Below are 18,373 nucleotides of genomic sequence, written 5' to 3' on the forward strand. Positions count from 1 at the left end.
GATCGGGACATCATGGCTCCTCAGATCGCACCCAGCATCCTGTCCGCTGACTTCGCCCGCCTGGCCGACGACGTCGCGCGCGTCGCCGACTCCGCCGACTGGGTCCACGTCGACGTCATGGACAACCACTTCGTCCCGAACCTCACCTTGGGGCTGCCCATCGTCAAGGCACTGCTGAAGCACAGCGCGCTGCCGCTCGACTGCCACCTCATGATCGAGGACCCGGATCGCTGGGCTCCCGAGTACGCGGAGGCCGGCGCGAAGAGCGTCACCATCCACGCCGAGGCCGCGAAGGCCCCCATCCGCACCCTGCGCACCATCCGCGCCGCGGGCGCGCGCGCGGGACTGGGCGTCAACCCGGCCACCCCCGTCGACGGGTTCGAAGACCTCCTGGGCGAGATCGACATGCTTTTGCTCATGACCGTCGAGCCGGGCTTCGGCGGCCAGAAGTTCCTGGACGTCGTCCTGCCGAAGATCCGCCGCGCCCGCGAGCTCATCAAGGGCCGCGACCTCCCCGTCTGGCTCCAGGTCGACGGCGGGGTCAGCGCGGAGACCATCGAACGCTGCGCCGAAGCGGGAGCCGACGTGTTCGTCGCGGGCAGCGCCGTCTACGGAGCCGACGACCCCGCCGAGGCCGTCCGCAGGCTCCGCGGCCAGGCCGAGGAAGCGACGGCCAAGGCCGACTGGTGATCCTGCCCTGCGCCGCCGTCCTGTTCGACGTGGACGGCACCCTCGTCGACTCCACGCCCCTCGTCGAATGGGCGGCGCGCGAATGGGCGGCCGAATACGGCATCGACGCCGACGAGTTCCTGTCCGACGCCCACGGCCGCCGGACAGGCGACCGTGTGGCCGACTTCCTCCCCCCGGACCAGGTCCGCGAGGCCGCCGCACGCCTGGACGCCCTGGAATCCTCCGGCACCGACGGCATAACCGCCCTCCCCGGCGCCGTGGACCTCCTCACCAACATGAACGGCCTGCCCTGTGCCTTCGTCACCTCAATGGACAGGGCGCAGCTGAAACTCCGCACGGACGTGGCCGCCATCCCGCTCCCGCCCACGGTGATAACGGCCGAAGACGTCGAGAACGGCAAACCGGACCCGTCCGGTTACCTGCGGGCAGCCCGACGGCTAGGAGTGGACCCGGCCGCCTGCATCGTCATAGAGGACGCCCCCGCAGGCATAGCCGCAGGCCGCGCCGCCGGCGCCACCGTCCTGGCCGTGACCACCAGCCACGATTCCGCCGTGTTGACCGAAGCCCACCGCATCATCCCGGACCTGACGGTGGTGACCACGACCCGAACCGCCCTACACCTCACCGCCCGCTGAATCCGCAGCCGGTGCGATCCCGGCCAGAGTCACGGTGACGAGCCTCCCGTCTCCGTGCCGATGCCGAGGGCGGAGCGGAACATCTCATGGACCTGGAAGCGCTTGGCGGCCCCGAGGTTGAGGTGCTGCACCTGGTGGCTTCCCAGGAACCTGCCGCTCGCGTTGGCCTCCGCGGTGAGCAGGCCCGCCCGCCAGAGGACCTCGATGAGGTCGTTCGGGTTGCAGAACGGCAGCCACGACTCGGTCCCGTGCGTGGGGATGTCGCCGACCGCCAGTTCCAGGCACAGCAGTTCGATCTGGTCACGGCCGAAGGTGTGCGGATGGTTGCGGAAGACCTCGAAGACGCTCAGCAGGCCCGGGTACTGGGAGCGGTACTCGGCGGCGATGTCCTTGGTCCGCTCGGCCGAGTAGCCGTACTCGCAGCGCTCGATCGCCGAATACGGCACCGGGAGCCTGGACGTCCGTCCCCTGGCCTGCGCCAGCGCCTCCGAGCAGAACTGGATGATCTCCCTCGGCCGGTACAGCGTCCTGTCGACCATGTAGCGGAAGGATCCGTCTCTCGTCTGGCCCGGCGGCGAGGCGAAGACCGCCGACCAGCAGGCCCGGTCGCCGGCCTGTTCCAGGGCCTCCACGTCGAAGCCCTTCTCGTGGGCCGAGTACCGGATCCGCTTGGCGATCAGCTCCAGCAGCGACTCCTCGGACCAGTAGATCTTCTCCAGCAGGTCCCGGTGCTTCTGGGCGTCCTCGTAGAGGGCGGGGATGTCGTCGTACAGCTCCTGCCGTAGCGAGACGTAGACGCGCAGGTTGGGGTGCAGCGCGTTGATCGACACGCACGCCTGGAACAGCCCCGAAACGAACGCCTTGGCGTCCTCGGACGAGTCCCACCCGCGGTCGAGCTCGTCCACGAGCACCACGACCCGCTGGCCGTCCAGAACCTTCCGCAGCGCCGGCAGCAGGTTCTGGATCTCCTCCAGTTTGTAGAGGCGGTCCAGCTCGCGGGTCCGCAGACCGGCCTCGATCGGCCCGATCTTGATGGCCTCCAGCCGCTTCAGATACGACACCAGCAGCGACAGCGTGCCGAGCTGGCTGGCGCCGTGGTTGTCGCGGATGTACTTGTGGATCTCCCGTCCGCCGCCCTTGGTCAGCCGCATGCCCTTCCTCGCCAGCGCCTTCATGACGAGGATGTAGATCAGGTACTTCCAGGCGGCGGCATAGGCCCCGTGCTTCGCCCACGACCCCGCGTCCTCCGCCTCCATCGTCGAGCTGAGCAGCTCGTAGGAGTAGTCCTCGGGGCTCAGTTCGATGACGTGGCTGCCCGCCGCGCGCTCCCGCTTGGCCAGCACCTTGAAGATCGCGCTCTTCCCGGCCCCGCGGTTGCCCATCAGGATCGTCTTCGCCCCCGACCGGACCCGCTGGTAGGCATCGGATTCGACGAAGTACTTCTCCAGCCCCCGCGAGATGTCCCGCTCGGCAGACGGCGTCCCGAAGTCGAGAACATCCAAGATCTTCGGCGACAGGCTCAACCTGCCCATGGGCCTCCCCAGCGAGCGGCACGGCTTCCGCAAACGAGTTTCGCCCACCCCCTTCGCCCCGGCAAGACCCACCACAAACCGGACGCCTCGCGCACGTCCGCCGGACGGTCCGAAACCCGTACGCACGCCCCGCCCCGCCGGCGGGGCCGTCGTCATGCGTCACTTGCGTCCCGTGCTCTACCCGCATTCAAGATCGTTGAACGTTGAATTAACCGGGATGTGCCGTCGGGTGGTGGCGATGGTCACATCGGGCGGGAATGGATGGCGTGGCACACTGGTTGCCAAGCATGAAACGCGTGCTCCGGGGTCGGTGAAATTCCGAACCGGCGGTGACAGTCCGCGACCCGGCCGAAGCCATCGGCCGGTTGACCCGGTGAAACTCCGGGACCGACGGTTAAAGTCCGGATGGGAGGCGGCGCGCGGTACGCCCCTGACCAGGGCGTGCGCTGATGTATGGACGTCCCCGGAGCCCTGATCTAGGAGGCCCGGGAGAGGATGTTCACCGGCATCGTCGAGGAACTCGGCGAAATCGTGGGGATCGAACCCCAGGGTGACTCGGTCAAGCTCACGGTCCGCGGGCCGCTCGTCACCCGGGACGCCGTGCACGGCGCGTCGATCGCCGTCAACGGCGTCTGTCTCACCGTCGTGGACGTCAAGGACGACGTCTTCACCGCGGACGCCATCAAGGAGACGCTGGACAAGTCCAGCCTCGGCGCGCTCGAAACCGGCTCCAAGGTCAACCTGGAACGTCCGGTGCGGCTCTCCGACCGGCTCGGAGGGCATCTCGTCCAGGGCCATGTGGACGGCGTCGGCGAGATCATCTCCCGGGAGCCGGGGGAGCGGTGGGACGTCGTCACCGTGTCCCTGCCCCCGGACCTGAGCCGCTACCTCGTGGACAAGGGCTCGATCACCGTGGACGGGATCAGCCTCACGGTCGTGGAAGCGGGCGCCGACCGGTTCAGCATCGCCCTCATCCCGACGACCCTCTCGCTCACCACGCTCGGCCACAAGAAGACCGGCGACCCGGTGAACCTCGAAGTGGACGTCGTCGCCAAGTACGTCGAACGCATGCTGGGTGACCGCTCCGGGTCCCCCTACAGGAGGCACTCATGAGTGGCAACGACGACGGGATCTTCGACTCCATCGAATCGGCGGTCGCCGACATCGCGGCGGGACGCGCCGTCGTGGTCGTCGACGACGAGGACCGCGAGAACGAGGGCGACATCATCTTCGCGGCGGCGAAGGCGACGCCCGAGCTGCTGACGTTCACGATCCGCTACACCAGCGGCGTCATCTGCGTGCCGATGGAGGGCGGCGACCTCGACCGGCTGCAGATCCCGCTGATGACGGCGCAGAACACCGAGCGCATGCGCACCGCGTACACGATCAGCGTCGACGCGCGGCTCGGCGTCAGCACCGGCATCTCCGCCGCCGACCGGGCCCACACGATCCGGACGCTGTGCGATTCGGCGTCGGAGCCGCGCGACCTGGTCCGCCCCGGCCACATCTTCCCGCTGCGCTACCGCGAGGGCGGCGTGCTGCGCCGCCGGGGCCACACCGAGGCCTCCGTCGACCTCGCCAGGATGGCGGGGCTCACCCCGGCGGGCGTCCTCGCCGAGGTCGTGAACGAGGACGGCACCATGGCGCGGCTGCCGGAACTCCAGGTCTTCGCCAAGGAGCACGGGCTCAGGCTCATCTCGATCGAGCAGCTCGTCGAGTACCGCAGGCGCCACGAGGCGATGGTCACGCGCGTCGTGGAGACCGGGCTGCCCAACCGGTACGGGACGTGGCGCGCGGTCGGGTTCTCCAGCGCCATCGACGGCGGCGAGCACGTCGCGCTGGTCCTCGGGGACATCGGCGACGGTGAGGACGTCCTGATCCGGGCCCACTCGGAATGCCTCACCGGTGACGTCCTGCACTCCGAGCGCTGCGACTGCGGAACGCAGCTGGACGCCGCCATGGAACGCATCGCGGAAGAGGGACGCGGCATCGTCCTGTACCTGCGCGGCCACGAGGGACGCGGCATCGGCCTGCTCGCCAAGCTGCAGGCGTACGCGCTCCAGGACAACGGGTCCGACACCGTCGACGCCAACCTGGAGCTCGGGCTCCCCGCCGACGCGCGCGAGTACTCCAACGCCGCCCACATGCTGCGTGACCTCGGCGTACGCTCGGTAAGGGTGCTCACCAACAACCCGGACAAGCTCAGGGGCCTGGACGGTTTCGGCCTGGACGTCCGGGGACGCGAGTCGATGCCCGTCATCGTCACCGAACACAACCGGCGCTACCTGACGGTCAAGCGCGACCGTCTCGGACACCAGATCGAGGGACTCTCTTGAGCGGCGCGGGACGCCCCGAGGACATCACCGTCGACGCCGCCGGCATCACGCTCGGCGTCGTCTGCACCCGCTGGCACGGGCGCATCACCGACCAGCTCCTGGACCGCGCGCTCGCTGCGGCGAAGGCGTGCGGCGTCGACCAGCCCGTCGTCGCCCGCGTCGCGGGCGCGCTCGAACTGCCGGTGATCGCGCAGCAGCTCGCCCGCGACCTCGACGCCGTCGTCTGCCTCGGCGCGGTCATCCGGGGCGCGACCGCCCATTTCGACTACGTCTGCGACTCCGTCACCGCGGGTGTGACCCGTGTCGCGCTCGACGAGGCGACTCCGGTGGGCAATGGTGTCCTCACGTGTGACACCATTGAGCAGGCACTGGAACGCAGCGGGCTGCCCGACAGCTCCGAGGACAAGGGATGGGAGGCGACTGTGGCCGCACTCGACACGGCACTGACCCTGCGAGGTCTGCGGCATCACGGTCACGCCGGGCACGGTATGGAGCATATGTAGGGGTCCAGGGGCTCCGTCCCTGAATGACTCGTGCATATGTAGGGGTCCAGGGGCTCCGTCCCTGAATGACTCGTGCATATGTAGGGGTCCAGGGGCTCCGTCCCTGAATGACCTGCGCATCAGCGCTCCTGAACGAACCGGGTATCTCACTCTCATCTCACCGAAAGGCAATTCCGTGCTGTCACTAGTCCTGCCCAAGGGGTCGCTGGAGAAGGCGACCATGCAGCTGTTCGACGCCGCCGACCTCACCGTCCAGCGGGCGTCGGACCGCGACTACCGCGCATCCATCGACGACCCACGCATCGACCGGGTCCGCGTCCTGCGCCCGCAGGAGATCCCGACCTACATCGAGCAGGGCCTGTTCGACCTCGGCATCACCGGCCGTGACTGGATCACCGAGACCGACTCCGACGTGGTGAGCCTCGGCGAGCTGAAGTACTCGAAGGCGACGTCCAACCCCGTCCGCGTGATCATGGCGGTGCCGGACGGCGCGCCCTGGCAGACGGTGTCCGACCTGCCGGAGGGCGTCCGGATCTCCACCGAGTTCCCGGCGATGACCAAGCGGTTCCTCGACCAGCACGGCGTGAAGGCCACGGTCGTCCCGTCCTACGGCGCGACGGAGGCGAAGGTCCCCGACATCGTGGACGTGATCGTCGACCTCACCGAGACCGGCTCGTCCCTGCGCAAGAACGGCCTGCGCATTCTCGACACGCTCCTGACGAGCTACACCGAGCTGGTCGCCAACCGCGAGGCCTACGAGGACGCGGAGAAGCGCGCCGCGATGGAGGACGTCTCCCTGCTCCTGCAGGGCGCGATCCGCGCGCGCGGCAAGGTGCTGCTGAAGCTGAACGTCGCCCAGGGCGACCTGCAGAAGGTCCTCGACATCATGCCCGCGATGGCGTCGCCCACCGTGACCTCCCTCGCGGGCGGCGAGTCGAACGCCGTGGAGTCCGTGGTCGCCAAGCGCGGCGTCAACACGCTGATCCCGGCGCTGAAGGCCGCCGGCGCCCACGACATCCTCGAGATCCCGATCGCGAAGATCGTTGACTGAGGTTCCGGCACTGCCGACCGTGTGGCGCCCACGCACCACCCGGATCGTCGCCTACATCACGGCGGGCGTGATCGTGCTGGGCCTGATCGTGCTCGCCGTGGTGGTGGCGCCCCAGTTCGGGTTGCTCGACCGCGTCCTCATGGTCGCGTTCGGCGTCTTCATGGCGTGGATCCTGCACATGCTCGCGCGCTGCCGCGTCGCCGCCGACGAGTCGGGCCTCACCGTCGTCAATGCGTTCCGGACCCGGCGCTTCGAGTGGCCGGAGGTCGTGGACGTCTCCATGTCCATCGGCGAACCCTGGCCCACCCTCGACCTGGCCGACGGCACGTCCATCGGCGCGATGGGCATCAACGGCGCCGAGAAGACCCTCGCCGCCCGCCAGCTCACCGAGCTCAAGGCGCTCCTCCACACCCGAGGCGAAGCCCCCGACCCCACCTGATCGGGCTTGTTCTAGGCTGTTGTCCGGTCCGAGAGCGCCGTCGTGTGCCACAGTGGGCCCCGTGAGTGCTCAGAGTGTCGAGGCATATGCAGAAAGTAGCTACATGGGTGCTGCATCGCTGCCAGACTGGGTGATCCCCCCGCCGGACGGCTTCACTGCTGATGACTTCCTTCGCATGCGTGGTCTGCCCCGGCACACGGAGCTGATCGACGGGAGCTTGGTCTTCGTGAGCCCGCAGCGCAAGTGGCATGTCGGAGTGATCGACCTACTCAAGGACGAACTCAACCGACAGGCGCCCGAGCACCTGAAGGCCGACCGGGAGATGGCGGTGAGACTCGCCAGGCGCCAGGTGCCGGAGCCGGACGTCATGGTCGTGACTCGAGAGGCTTTCGATCGTGACGATCCGGACACGTACTACCTTCCGGAAGATCTCGTGCTTGTGGTCGAGGCCGTCTCGCCGGATTCCGAGGAGCGCGATCGGGACACCAAGCCCCGGAGGTATGCGGCCGCGGGGATCCGGAATTTCTGGCGGGTGGAGAGAATCGAAGGCCGCGCAGTTGTCTACGTGTATGAGCTCGACCCCTCCAGCAACTCCTTCTTTCTGACCGGCATCCATCACGACCAGCTCAAGGTGACGGTGCCGTTCGACATCGAGATCGACCTCACCGCGGTCAGGCGCTGACGAGGGGCCGATCTCGCGCGGCTCGGGCGCGGCGACCCGTCCAGGTGGCGGCGGAGGCCGTGAAGGTGACCGGCGCCGAGCCGCCGTGATGGCGGGAGGCGGACCGCGAAAACGCAAGGGGCCCGAGCATGTGAGTTGCGCCTCGGGCTGAGTAGCCTGAGAGCCGTGGGGGAGACGGCGCCGGTGACGGTGGACCAGGTGACGATGGACCAGGTCGGGTCGCCCGCGGAGCTCGCGGGCCTGCTCGACAGGCACGCCTACCTGTGCGACGAGGGGCTCGCGACGGCGTGCTTCCTCGCCCTGCGCATGGGGCGGCCGCTCTTCCTGGAGGGAGAGGCGGGCGTCGGCAAGACCGAGCTGGCCAAAACGCTCGCGCGGGCGCTCGGCGCACCGCTGATCCGGCTGCAGTGCTACGAGGGCCTTGACGCGTCCCAGGCCCTGTACGACTGGGACTTCCCGCGCCAGCTCCTGCACCTGCGCGCCGCCGAGGCCGCGGGCGTCAGCGACGTGACCCGGCTGGAGGGCGAGCTGTACGACCGGCGGTTCCTGCTGGCCAGGCCGCTGCTCCAGGCCCTCGAAACCTCGCCGAGCGTCCTGCTGGTGGACGAGATAGACCGCGCCGACGACGAGTTCGAGGCGTTCCTCCTCGAAGTCCTCAGCGACTTCACGATCACCGTCCCCGAGCTGGGCACGATCCGCGCGGAGCGCCCGCCGGTCGTCGTGGTCACCTCCAACCGCACCCGCGAGGTCCACGACGCGCTGAAGCGGCGCTGCCTGTACCACTGGCTGGAGCACCCGTCGTTCGACCGCGAGGTCGCCATCATCAGGCGGCGGCTGCCGGACGCGGCGGAGCGCCTCGCCGGGCAGGTCGCCGGCGCCGCGCAGCGGATGCGCGAGACGGACCTGCTGAAGCCCCCCGGCGTCGCCGAGACCCTCGACTGGACCGAGGCCCTCGTCGCGCTCGGCGTCCGCGAGCTGGACCCGGGGACCGCGGCGGTGACCCTCGGCGCCGTCCTGAAGTACCGCGAGGACCAGCAGCGGGTGCTCGGCGGCGGCCTAGAGGCCCTGCTCAACGGGGGGTGAGCTCAACGGGGGGTGAGCCGGGCGTGGAGCGGGACGTCACCGAGACGATGGTCGGCTTCGCCAGGACGGTGCGCGCGGCGGGCGGCGCCGCCGACCCCGAGCGGGTGCAGGCGATGCTGGCGGCCCTCGACCACCTTGAGGTCCTCGATCCGTCCGACGTGTACTGGGCGGGACGCCTGACGCTGTGCGCCGACCCCGACGACCTCGCCCGCTACGACCGGTGCTTCGCCGCGTACTTCTCCGGCGCGACCGTCCGCCCGGGGCGCCGCCCGCCGCCGCCCGTGGTCGTCCGCCGGATGACGATGCCCGACCCGGGCGCGGAGGCGGGCGAGGAGCAGACCGGGGACCTGAAGGCCGTCACCGCCAGCGCGGCCGAGGTGCTGCGCGACCGCGACATGGCGCGGCTCAGCGCCGCCGAGCGCGCCGAGGTCGCCCGGCTGATCGCGGTGCTGGACGCGGGCGCCGAGCAGCGCAGATCACGGCGGTTCGCGCCGTCGCCGACGGGCCGCCTCGACCCGGCCCGGACGGTCCGGGAGACGCTGCGGCGCGGCGGCGAGACGTCCCTGCTGCGGCGCCGCACGCACCGCACCCGCCCGCGCCGCGTCGTGCTGATCGTGGACGTCAGCGGATCGATGAGCCCCTACGCCGACGCGCTGCTGCGGTTCGCGCACGCCGCCGCCCGCTCCGGCGGCCGGGACGTGGAGGTGTTCAGCGCCGGGACGCGGCTGACCCGCCTCACCCGGGAGCTGCGGCACCGCGACCCGGACGCGGCGATGGCGGCGGCGTCCGCGGCCATCCCGGACTGGAGCGGCGGCACCCGGCTCGGCGAGGAGCTGAAGGAGTTCCTCGATCGGTTCGGGCAGCGCGGCCTGGCCCGCGGCGCGATCGTGGTGATCGCGTCCGACGGCTGGGAGCGCGGCGACGCGGCGCTGCTCGGCGAGCAGATGGCGCGGCTGCACCGGCTCGCGCACCGGGTCGTGTGGGCGAACCCGCACAAGGCGCGTCCCGGGTACGAGCCGCTGACCGCGGGGATGGCCGCGGCGCTCCCGCACGTCGACGACTTCACGTCCGGGCACAGCCTCGCGGCGCTGGAGGAGCTGGCCCGCCTCGTGGCCGGCGCCGGGCGCCGGGGCCCGAGGAACTCCAGCGGCACAGGTAACTCCGGCAGCACAGGCAACTCCGGCAACTCCGGGAAGGGGAACGCACATGCGTGACGTCCTCGGCGACATCGCCGGCTGGTACGCGTCCGGGGAGACGTTCGGGCTCGCGACCGTCGTGAACACCTTCCGCAGCGCGCCGCGTCCGCCGGGCGCGGCGATGGCGGTGTCGCCCGGCGGGGAGGTGGCGGGCAGCGTGTCCGGCGGCTGCGTCGAAGGGGCCGTCTACGAGCTGGCGCAGTCGGTGCTGGAGACCGGTGAGCCGGTCGTGCAGCGGTACGGGGTCAGCGACGACGACGCGTTCGCCGTCGGCCTGACCTGCGGCGGGATCCTGGACGTGCTGGTGGAGCCGGTCGGACCCGGCACGTTTCCGGAGTTCGCCGACGTCGCCGCGTCGATCGAGCGGCACGACCCCGTCGCCGTCGCCACCGTCGTCGCCGGCCCGGGACGGATCGGCGCCCGCCGCGTCGTCTGGACCGACCGCGCGTCCGGGTCGCTCGCGCCGGACGCCCCGCACGCCGCCCGCCTCGACGCCGCGGTCGACGACGACGCGCGCGGCATGCTCGCCCAGGGCCTCACCGGGCAGCGCCACTACGGGCCCGAGGGGGAGCGGCGCCTGGACGACCTGACCGTCTTCGTGCATTCGTACGCCCCGCCGCCCCGGCTGCTGGTGTTCGGCGCGATCGACTTCGCCGCCGCCGTGGCCCGGGTCGGCAAGTTCCTCGGCTACCACGTGACGGTGTGCGACGCGCGGCCCGTCTTCGCCACGCCCAAGCGGTTCCCGGAGGCGGACGAGGTCGTGGTGAAGTGGCCGCACAAGTTCCTGCAGGAGACGGGCGCCGCCATCGACGAGCGGACGGCGATCTGCGTCCTGACCCACGACCCCAAGTTCGACGTCCCGCTGCTGGAGGTCGCGCTGCGCACCGGCGCCGGCTACGTCGGCGCGATGGGGTCGCGCCGCACCCACGACGACCGTCTCGCCCGGCTCCGCGAGGCCGGGATGACCGAGGCGGAGCTGGGGCGGCTGCGCTCGCCGATCGGCCTCGACCTCGGCGCCCGCACCCCGGAGGAGACGGCGGTCTCGATCGCGGCCGAACTCGTCCAGCTCCGCTGGGGCGGGTCCGGGCGTCCGCTGACCGACACCTCCGGCAGGATCCACGCCGACGCGCCGTGACCGGACTACCCTCACAGGATGACGGTGCGGTCTTTCGGGGGACACGGTGCGGAGCCCCCCGCGGGCCTGCTGCTCGCGGCGGGGGAGGGCAGGCGCCTCGGACGCCCCAAGGCGACGCTCGAACTGGACGGTGAACGGCTGGTCGACCGGGGCGTGCGGATGCTGCGGGACGCGGGCTGCTCCCCGGTCCTCGTGGTGGCCGGCGCCGAACCGGTCGAGGTCATCGGCGCCGTCGTCGTCCCCAACGCGGCCTGGCGCGACGGCATGGGCTCGTCGCTGCGCGCCGGGCTCGCCGCGCTGCCGCCGGCCTGCCCCGCCGTCGTGGTCGCGCTCGTCGACCAGCCCCTCGTCACCTCCGCGGCGGTGACACGCCTGATCGCGGCCTACGAGGAGGGCGCCGAGATCGCCGTTGCGACCTACGGGGGAGCGCCGCGCAACCCCGTCCTCCTGCGCGCCGGGCACTTCGCCGCCGCCGCCGAGGCCGCGGTCGGCGACATGGGCGCACGCGGCTACCTGCGCGCACACCCCGGCGTCACCACGCACGTCCCCTGCGACGACGTGGCGGCACCCGACGACATAGACACCCCCGGCGACCTGCTCAGCTACGAACGGGGCGCCTTCACCCGCCGCCCGCCCCGCCCGTGATCACGAGACCGGGAGGACGCTCTCGTCGAGGGCGCCGCAGTCCACGGCGCGGCGGAGGCGGGACGTGAGCGCCTTGATGGTGGCGGGCTCGTCCAGGACGCCCGGGTCGCCCGCCGCCTGCTCGTGCCATGCCCGGACCCGCCCGATGACGTCGTCGACGCCGCTCAGGTGGAAGGCGTACACGGCGGCGTAGCGGCTCGGCAGGTGCGCGGGATGCAGGTCCCAGCCCTGGTAGAAGCCGTGCCGCAGCGAATGCAGGACATGCCCGGCGTGCGTCGCCCAGGCCGCGTTGACCTCGTCCGGCCCGTCGTTGCGGGGGATGACGTTGGTGGAGCCGTCCGACAGCCGCACGCCGGTGCCCGCGAACGTGACCTGCATGACGTGCCGGGCGAAGTCGCAGGCGGGATGGTCGAGGCGCTGCTCGTGCGGCGGCAGCCCCAGCGCGGCGGTGTAGTCGAACACGCCGAAGTGGGCGGCGGTGAGACGGCCGCCGGCGGCGGCCGCGATGCCGCGCAGCGCGGTCCGGCCGTCGCCGTCCAGGATCGCCTCGGGCGTCTCGACCTGGATCTCGAACCGCAGGATGCCGGACGGCAGGCCGAGCGCGGTCTCCAGCCGGTCCAGGTACTCCACGAACAGCGCGACGTGCTCGGCCGCGACCACCTTCGGGAACGTGATGGTGAACCCGCCGGGCAGCCGCCCGAGGCGGTCGCGCAGGGCGGTGAGGAACCCGTCGAGCGTCCGCATCGCGCGTTCGTGCCCGCCGTCGGCGAACGACTTGATCCGCACCCCCCAGTAGTGGGGGAGGCCCTTGACCTGGTACGCGGCGGCGACGGCCTCGACGACCTGTTCGACGTGCGCGTCCTCCTCCGCGTCGGGCCGCACGCCGTAGCCGTCCTCGAAGTCGATCCGCACGTCCTCGACCGGCTCGGCGGACAGCTTCGCCGCGACCCGCTCGCGGACCAGCCCGGCGATCTCCGGGTCGAGCCCGAACGCCGCGCCGAACGACCCGGCGCCCGGCGTGTGCGTGTTCAGCAGCCGCAGTGCCTCGGCGCCGAAGTCGGCCGGCGTCGAGCGGGAGAACCGGTCGGCCGGAACGTACACCGTGTGCACCGGCTGCCGGCCGTCGGCGCCGCCGGGATGGCGCTCGCCGTGCTCGTCGCGGACGGCGGCGATGCGCGCGGACAGGTCGTCGAACGAGGAGACGCTGAAGTTCACCCCGCCATGATCCCCCAACCCGCACCGGCTAGGGAACCCGCCGGGCGTCAGGAGCCCGCGGCGATGCCGTAGGTGCCGGTGTGCCCGGTGCCGGGCTTCAGGTCGATGAGGCCCTCGCCGGTCGCGAACGCGTTGGGCGGGCAGGTCATGGGCTCGACGCCCAGGCCCTCGCGGGGGTCCGGGGCGTTGTCGGCGGTGTAGATCATCATCCAGGGGTGCGCCTCGTCCGCCCAGAGCCGCACCGTCCGGCCGCCGCCGGCCAGGGTCACCCAGACGCGGCCGTCGCCGTCGCGGTTCAGGCCGGCGAACGCGGTGTCGATCCGCCGGTCGCTGAGGACCGGGCCGGCGCGCAGGTCGTACTTGGTGCCCGTGACGTCGAGGGACGGCCCCGACGGGATCATCCGCTCGTCCACCGGGACGTAGCGGTCCGCGCGGAGCGTGACCTCGCAGCCGTCGATGGGCTCGCCGACCGTCAGGTAGGGGTGGGAGCCGTGCCCGTACGGGGCGGTCACCGTGCCGGGGTTGCGGGCGGTGACGCGGACGCGCAGGCCGTCCGCCGCGTCCAGGGAGTACTCGGCCTCCAGGTCGAGGCGGAAGGGGTACCCGGCCGTCGCGAGGAGGCGGTGCGTCAGCCGCACCCGGTGCGGCTCGTGCTCGGCGGCCCGCCACGGCGCCCAGCGGGCGAGGCCGTGGATGGCGCAGTCGCGGGCGGGTTCGGAGATGTCGAGCTGGTGCGAGACGCCGCCGTAGTCGTAGCGGCCGTGGTCGACGCGGTTCGGCCACGGGATCAGCAGATGCCCGAACGCCGCCGGGGCCGGCTCGTCGGCGCCGTGCGACAGCACCAGCGGCCGCCCCTCGTGCGTGAGCTCGCGCAGGCTCGCGCCCGACTCGGTGATGACGGCCTGGTACGGCCCGGCGCTGAGGGCGTACTGCTCCCCGGTGATCGACTCGCTCATGTCCGGGACGTTACCCGCTGCCGTGCCCCCTACGCGGGCCCGTGAGCGCTCTCCGCCAGGGCGTGCAGGGCGTCGGTGAAGATATCCGCCGGCGGTTCGACCAGGCCGGCGCCGACCTGGCCGGTGCCCGCCTCCCGCCCCGCGATGCCGGTGTCGATGACGGGCAGGATCCCGGTGCGGACGACGCGGGTGACGTCGACGCCGGCGGGGGTGCCCCGGAACGACAGCAGCGGGATCTGCAGCGACGGATGCTCGGCGAGCGTGATCTCGTACATCCGCTGGGTGGCGGCCACCGCGTCCGGTACCTCGCCGCCGACGAACCGGACGATCGCGGGCGCGGCGGCGAGCGCGAACCCGCCCATCCCGGCCGTCTCGGTGATCGCCGAGTCGCCGATGTCGGGGTTGGCGTCGTCCGGGCCGTAGCCGCCCAGGTAGAGGCCGTCCGGTACCCCGGCGGGGCCGGTGAACCAGCGGTCGCCCGTCCCCGACACCTGGATGCCGAAGTCGGTGCCGTTGCGGGCCATCGCCACGACCAGGCTGGAGCCGGGGACGCCGCGGGCCGCGTCCGCGCACGCCTTCGCCGCCGCCATCCCCGGGTTCAGGAAGAAGTGCTCGTTGCCGGCCGCGAACCGCAGCGCCTCGGCGGCCACGCCTCGCGGCACGTCCTCGGCGGCGGCCAGGTCGGGCGCCAGCTCGCGCAGCAGCAGCGACGTCGCCGCCCGGTTCCGGTTGTGCAGCTCGTCGCCCATCTGCAGCGCCTGCGCGATGAGCGACATCAGGTCGAGCGGGCCGTGCCGGCGGACGGCCGCCTGGAGAGCGGGCCCGAGCGCCTCGCCCATCCACGTCAGCCGCTCGATGACCTCCGGCCCGTACGCCCCGTACCGCAGGACCTTCCCGAGCCCCTCGTTGAGCGAGCAGTACGACCTGCCGCCGTGCTCGGCGTCCTCCACCACCCACATCCACATGGACGAACTGACGACACCGGCCATCGGCCCCACGGTGGCGTGGTGATGGCACGGTTCGAGCGTCGCCGCCCCGCGCTCCAGCTCACGTTCCGCGCCGAGCGGCGTCTCCGCCAGCCCCTCCAGGAGCATCGCGCCGATGAGCGCGCCGCGCATCGGGCCGGACGCGCGTTCCCATTCCAGCGGCGGGCCGGCGTGCAGGAACGTTCCCGCGTCCAGGCCGAGCACCTCGCGGGCCGGGCGCACGTCCACGAGGTGGGGACGGGCCGTCACCATGCGCTCCACGGCGCGGGCGTTGGCGCCGGCGTGGCCCGGGTCGCCGAGGACCGCCGCGAGCGCCTGCTCGGTCCCGGCGGGCGGCGGCCGCCAGTCGACCGTCTCCACCGGGACGGCCTGTTCGGCGAGCGCGCCGGTGAGTATCTCCACCCCGGCGGCGACGACCACGGGGTCGCGCGTGAGCAGCCCGCCGAGCAGGTGCCGCTGGTCGCTCATCCGGGCCCCTCTTCCTCGGGCTCTTCTTCCTCGGGCTCTTCTTCCACGGGCCTCTCTTCCACGGGCCCTTCCAGCATCGACAGGGCGTGCCGCGTCGCCTCGGCGTTGGAGGCGAACACGTCCGCGCCGGCGCCGCTCAGCGCCGCGGCCTGCCGGTCGCGGTCCTGCGGGTCCGCGGGCGTCCCGCACAGCGACACGACGACGGCCAGGCCGGGACGGTCCTTCACCGCGGCGGCGATGGCCGGGGCCAGCGACGCCGCCGGGTCGGGCTCGGCGCCGTGCCCGAGCACGACGTCCAGCAGCAGGACGCCGCACTCGCCGCCGGACGCCTCGGCGGCCAGCGCCTCCAGCCGCAGCGTCGGGTCGATCATGGGGTGGGCGCGGCCCCGCGTGTAGGCGTCGTCGCCGAAGTCGGTGAACCGGTGACCGTGTGCGTCGGTGCCCCGCGCCACCAGATCCCAGCCCAGCGCGCCCCGCGCGATCATCTCCGCCTCGTCCCGCAGCGTCCCGCCCGCGAACAGCCCCCGCAGCGCCCGCCCGGCGACCGGCACCGGACGCCGGGCCGCCGCCCAGCGCGGCCACTCCGGAACGGTCCGGCCGAGCGCCTTCACCGTCTTCTCCGCCGCCTGCGTGAGATCGTCCTCAGCGGCCATCGGCAACGCGAACACGACCGGGGTGTCCAGCCGCCGGGCCGCCTCCCGGATCAGGTCCGCGACCTGCGGCGCGGGCGGCTTGGACACCAGGACGATCAGCTCGGTGCGCGGGTCGGCGTCCAGCGCCGCCAGCGCCGCCAGCGCCGACCGCCCGCTCACCTCCGGCGACAGGTCCCGGCCGCCGACGCCCAGAACGTGGGTGACGCCGACGCCCGCCTCGTCCAGCAGGCACATCACCTGCTGGGCGCCCGTCCCGGACGCCGCGACGATCCCCACCGGCCCCGGTCGCACCGCGTTCGCGAACCCGAGGCCCGCGCCGCCGATCATCGCCGTCCCGCAGTCGGGCCCCATCACGATGAGGCCGCGCCGCGCCGCCGCCTCCTTCAGCGCGACCTCCTGCGCGAGCGGCACGTTGTCGCTGAAGATCATCACGTTGAGCCCGGCGTCGAGGGCGTCCATCGCCTCCGGGAACACGTGCGGGCCCGGCACCGACAGCAGCGCGACGGTCGCGTCCGCGCGGGCCGCCGCCGACCCGGTCGTCCGCGCCGGCACCGGCGCGCCCAGCACCCCGGACCCGGCGGGCGGCCGGGACGCCTCGCGCAGCAGCCCGTCCAGCGCCACGCGCGCCTCGTCGATGCCCCGCCCGTCCCCGCCCTGCCCGCCTTCGCCCTGCGCGCCTTCGCCCGGTCCGGTCTCCTGGGCGCCGTCCACCCGGATCGCCACGATCAGGTCGTCCGGCCCCGCGTCCGCCGGCACATCGAAGCCCATCCGGACGAACATCTCCCGGTTGAGCTCGGTGCCCATCGCCACCATCGCCCCGGCCACCCCGGGACGCTCCGACAACGACCGGCTCACCCGCATGAGCGTGACCGAATCGTGGTATCTCCCCCGCCGCACCTCGACCCAGTCGCTCATGCCCGTCTCCTGTGAGGGGGCGACCCCCCACACCCCCCGGTTCGCTTCGCTCATGCCCGTCTCCTGTGAGGGGGCGACCCCCCACACCCCCCGGTTCGCTTCGCTCATGCAGAAACCCTCGGGCTGCGGCGCGCGTTCGCGGTGTGCGCCGCGTTCGCGGTGTGCGCCGTGAGGGCGAGGGTGGCGCGGCAGCCGGCGAGGACCCCGTGCGCCAGGTCGGTGCCGGAGGTGTGGCCGACCGCGAGGAGACGGCGGACGGCCGCGGTCGGCGGCTCATGTCCGGCGACGCAGCGCAGCACCGCGGCGACCTCGGCGCCCGCGCCGCCCGCCGCCGCGCAGTGCAGCAGCGTCGCGGCCAGCGCGGTCGTGCGGGTGCCCGCGTCGGCGGTGACGGCGGCGCCGAGCCAGTCGGCCAGCCGCACCGCGGTCCTGCCGTGCCGGACCGCGTCCCCGACGAGGCGCAGGGACACCAGCAGGCCGCACAGGATGTCGTCGCCGCTCGGCGTCAGGCCAGGGCCGAGGCCCACGATCCGCTCGGCCGCCTCGACGGCGCCCGCGAGGTCGCCGCCGGCGCAGCACTCGGCGAGCACGTCCGGATCGGGGTGGCCGGACAGGCCGCCGCCCGCCATCCCGGCGTCGGTGAACGCGGCCTCCAGCGACCGGATGCCGGTCGCGAGCGCGGCGGGCTGCATCCCGCCGAGTGCCGGAGACGGGTCCCACCAGCGGCGGATCCGGACCCGCAGCCCGTCCGCCTCGACCCGGCCGTCGCCGACGAAGGCGTCGCCGCCCTCGCGGACGGAGCGGAACGGGTGCTCGCGGCGCGTCGCGACGACCACCACGGCGTTCGGCAGCCGGTGCGCGTCGGAGGCGACGACGGCGAGCACGCGCGGTTCTGGGCCGCCCCGCATCTCCAGGTACAGCGCCGAGGGGAAGACGGCGATGACCCGCGCGGCGCGGCGCGGCGGGTCCAGCAGCGGCCGCAGCGCGAGGCTCGCCGCGCCGGCGGCGGGCGGCCGCCCGCCGGGCCGTGCCGGGAGCGGGATCGGGTCGCGGACGAGGGCAGTCACTGATCCTCCCGAGGCCGGTATCGGTTGTCGTCCGGCACACGGCGTCCGGCGGGTGGGCGGACCGGCCTCTGCGGAGACCGTAGAACGGCCCCCGCGGCGGACGTATGGAGAAAGCTGCCAAGGATGGTTGTCATCGTTCGTCTTTGTTGTCAGTGTTGATCAGGAACAGGTAGCGATCACGCCGTA

18 protein-coding genes and 1 riboswitch are annotated in these 18,373 nt (G+C 72.6%); of the genes, 12 read left to right on the forward strand and 6 right to left on the reverse strand.

The window, feature by feature from the left end; translation table 11 throughout:
* The first annotated feature begins 12 nt into the window (after positions 1–12).
* Both rpe and ACGFK0_RS10675 read left to right on the forward strand, forming a co-directional pair.
* Positions 13–690 carry a ribulose-phosphate 3-epimerase gene (gene rpe, locus ACGFK0_RS10670; protein WP_392902736.1) on the forward strand — a complete coding sequence of 226 codons (678 nt, stop codon included), beginning with the start codon at positions 13–15 and terminating at the stop codon, positions 688–690.
* Positions 687–1,325, forward strand: a complete 639-nt coding sequence (locus ACGFK0_RS10675) for an HAD-IA family hydrolase (RefSeq protein ID WP_392902738.1) — start codon at positions 687–689, stop codon at positions 1,323–1,325. Before rpe ends, ACGFK0_RS10675 begins: the two co-directional genes overlap by 4 nt.
* Before the next feature lie 29 nt (positions 1,326–1,354).
* Here the strand turns inward: ACGFK0_RS10675 and ACGFK0_RS10680 are convergent, their stop codons facing one another.
* Positions 1,355–2,857 carry a P-loop ATPase, Sll1717 family gene (locus ACGFK0_RS10680; RefSeq protein ID WP_392902741.1) on the reverse strand — a complete coding sequence of 501 codons (1,503 nt, stop codon included), beginning with the start codon at positions 2,855–2,857 and terminating at the stop codon, positions 1,355–1,357.
* A gap of 292 nt (positions 2,858–3,149) precedes the next feature.
* A riboswitch (FMN riboswitch) is annotated at positions 3,150–3,278 on the forward strand.
* A gap of 74 nt (positions 3,279–3,352) precedes the next feature.
* Between ACGFK0_RS10680 and ACGFK0_RS10685 the strand changes: the two genes are divergently transcribed.
* From ACGFK0_RS10685 to ACGFK0_RS10730, 10 genes are all read left to right on the forward strand, one after another.
* Complete coding sequence (locus ACGFK0_RS10685; RefSeq protein WP_392902743.1) at positions 3,353–3,970, forward strand: riboflavin synthase; 618 nt, start codon at positions 3,353–3,355, stop codon at positions 3,968–3,970.
* Entirely contained in the window at positions 3,967–5,193 is a 1,227-nt protein-coding gene (locus ACGFK0_RS10690) for a bifunctional 3,4-dihydroxy-2-butanone-4-phosphate synthase/GTP cyclohydrolase II (RefSeq protein ID WP_392902746.1), read from the forward strand. Before ACGFK0_RS10685 ends, ACGFK0_RS10690 begins: the two co-directional genes overlap by 4 nt.
* Positions 5,190–5,696: a 6,7-dimethyl-8-ribityllumazine synthase gene (ribH, locus tag ACGFK0_RS10695; protein WP_392902749.1), complete on the forward strand. Its 507-nt coding sequence runs from the start codon at positions 5,190–5,192 to the stop codon at positions 5,694–5,696. Before ACGFK0_RS10690 ends, ribH begins: the two co-directional genes overlap by 4 nt.
* 175 nt (positions 5,697–5,871) lie before the next feature.
* Complete coding sequence (gene hisG, locus ACGFK0_RS10700; protein WP_392902751.1) at positions 5,872–6,747, forward strand: ATP phosphoribosyltransferase; 876 nt, start codon at positions 5,872–5,874, stop codon at positions 6,745–6,747.
* Positions 6,740–7,186 carry a PH domain-containing protein gene (locus ACGFK0_RS10705; protein WP_392902754.1) on the forward strand — a complete coding sequence of 149 codons (447 nt, stop codon included), beginning with the start codon at positions 6,740–6,742 and terminating at the stop codon, positions 7,184–7,186. Before hisG ends, ACGFK0_RS10705 begins: the two co-directional genes overlap by 8 nt.
* A gap of 103 nt (positions 7,187–7,289) precedes the next feature.
* Positions 7,290–7,868 carry a Uma2 family endonuclease gene (locus ACGFK0_RS10710; RefSeq protein WP_392902756.1) on the forward strand — a complete coding sequence of 193 codons (579 nt, stop codon included), beginning with the start codon at positions 7,290–7,292 and terminating at the stop codon, positions 7,866–7,868.
* A gap of 204 nt (positions 7,869–8,072) precedes the next feature.
* Positions 8,073–8,951, forward strand: a complete 879-nt coding sequence (locus ACGFK0_RS10715) for an AAA family ATPase (protein ID WP_392902898.1) — start codon at positions 8,073–8,075, stop codon at positions 8,949–8,951.
* A 23-nt stretch (positions 8,952–8,974) separates the two neighbouring features.
* On the forward strand, positions 8,975–10,165 hold the full coding sequence (locus ACGFK0_RS10720) for a VWA domain-containing protein (protein WP_392902758.1): 1,191 nt from the start codon (positions 8,975–8,977) through the stop codon (positions 10,163–10,165).
* Complete coding sequence (locus ACGFK0_RS10725) at positions 10,158–11,282, forward strand: XdhC family protein (RefSeq protein ID WP_392902760.1); 1,125 nt, start codon at positions 10,158–10,160, stop codon at positions 11,280–11,282. The genes ACGFK0_RS10720 and ACGFK0_RS10725 overlap by 8 nt, the downstream gene beginning before the upstream one ends.
* Positions 11,283–11,300: 18 nt before the next feature.
* A complete protein-coding gene (locus tag ACGFK0_RS10730) occupies positions 11,301–11,927 on the forward strand; it encodes an NTP transferase domain-containing protein (RefSeq protein WP_392902763.1) in 627 nt (208 codons plus the stop codon).
* On the opposite strand, the gene ACGFK0_RS10735 is transcribed toward ACGFK0_RS10730, so the two are convergent.
* From ACGFK0_RS10735 to ACGFK0_RS10755, 5 genes are read right to left on the reverse strand one after another with little or no spacing between them, the layout of a single operon-like run.
* On the reverse strand, positions 11,928–13,142 hold the full coding sequence (locus ACGFK0_RS10735; protein ID WP_392902765.1) for a DUF6986 family protein: 1,215 nt from the start codon (positions 13,140–13,142) through the stop codon (positions 11,928–11,930).
* A gap of 47 nt (positions 13,143–13,189) precedes the next feature.
* Entirely contained in the window at positions 13,190–14,098 is a 909-nt protein-coding gene (locus ACGFK0_RS10740) for an aldose 1-epimerase family protein (RefSeq protein WP_392902768.1), read from the reverse strand.
* Positions 14,099–14,127: 29 nt separating this feature from the next.
* Positions 14,128–15,552: a DUF1116 domain-containing protein gene (locus ACGFK0_RS10745; protein ID WP_392902770.1), complete on the reverse strand. Its 1,425-nt coding sequence runs from the start codon at positions 15,550–15,552 to the stop codon at positions 14,128–14,130.
* Positions 15,549–17,174 carry an FdrA family protein gene (locus ACGFK0_RS10750; protein ID WP_392902774.1) on the reverse strand — a complete coding sequence of 542 codons (1,626 nt, stop codon included), beginning with the start codon at positions 17,172–17,174 and terminating at the stop codon, positions 15,549–15,551. Before ACGFK0_RS10750 ends, ACGFK0_RS10745 begins: the two co-directional genes overlap by 4 nt.
* Before the next feature lie 50 nt (positions 17,175–17,224).
* Positions 17,225–18,187 (reverse strand): DUF2877 domain-containing protein, encoded by a 963-nt coding sequence (locus ACGFK0_RS10755; RefSeq protein ID WP_392902776.1) that lies wholly within the window; start codon positions 18,185–18,187, stop codon positions 17,225–17,227.
* Positions 18,188–18,373 lie beyond the last annotated feature (186 nt).

It is taken from the genome of Spirillospora sp. NPDC048823 (genome assembly GCF_043198445.1).
GTDB lineage: Bacteria > Actinomycetota > Actinomycetes > Streptosporangiales > Streptosporangiaceae > Spirillospora.

Excerpts from the sequence above, each read along its gene's own strand:
- ACGFK0_RS10730 (WP_392902763.1), top strand. The coding sequence starts at position 11,301 with ATGACGGTGCGGTCTTTCGGGGGACACGGTGCGGAGCCCCCCGCGGGC.
- rpe (WP_392902736.1), top strand. The coding sequence starts at position 13 with ATGGCTCCTCAGATCGCACCCAGCATCCTGTCCGCTGACTTCGCCCGC.
- ACGFK0_RS10690 (WP_392902746.1), top strand. The coding sequence starts at position 3,967 with ATGAGTGGCAACGACGACGGGATCTTCGACTCCATCGAATCGGCGGTC.
- ACGFK0_RS10745 (WP_392902770.1), bottom strand. The coding sequence starts at position 15,552 with ATGAGCGACCAGCGGCACCTGCTCGGCGGGCTGCTCACGCGCGACCCC.
- ACGFK0_RS10725 (WP_392902760.1), top strand. The coding sequence starts at position 10,158 with ATGCGTGACGTCCTCGGCGACATCGCCGGCTGGTACGCGTCCGGGGAG.
- ACGFK0_RS10750 (WP_392902774.1), bottom strand. The coding sequence starts at position 17,174 with ATGAGCGAAGCGAACCGGGGGGTGTGGGGGGTCGCCCCCTCACAGGAG.
- ACGFK0_RS10715 (WP_392902898.1), top strand. The coding sequence starts at position 8,073 with ATGGACCAGGTCGGGTCGCCCGCGGAGCTCGCGGGCCTGCTCGACAGG.
- ACGFK0_RS10680 (WP_392902741.1), bottom strand. The coding sequence starts at position 2,857 with ATGGGCAGGTTGAGCCTGTCGCCGAAGATCTTGGATGTTCTCGACTTC.
- ACGFK0_RS10685 (WP_392902743.1), top strand. The coding sequence starts at position 3,353 with ATGTTCACCGGCATCGTCGAGGAACTCGGCGAAATCGTGGGGATCGAA.
- ACGFK0_RS10740 (WP_392902768.1), bottom strand. The coding sequence starts at position 14,098 with ATGAGCGAGTCGATCACCGGGGAGCAGTACGCCCTCAGCGCCGGGCCG.
- ACGFK0_RS10710 (WP_392902756.1), top strand. The coding sequence starts at position 7,290 with ATGGGTGCTGCATCGCTGCCAGACTGGGTGATCCCCCCGCCGGACGGC.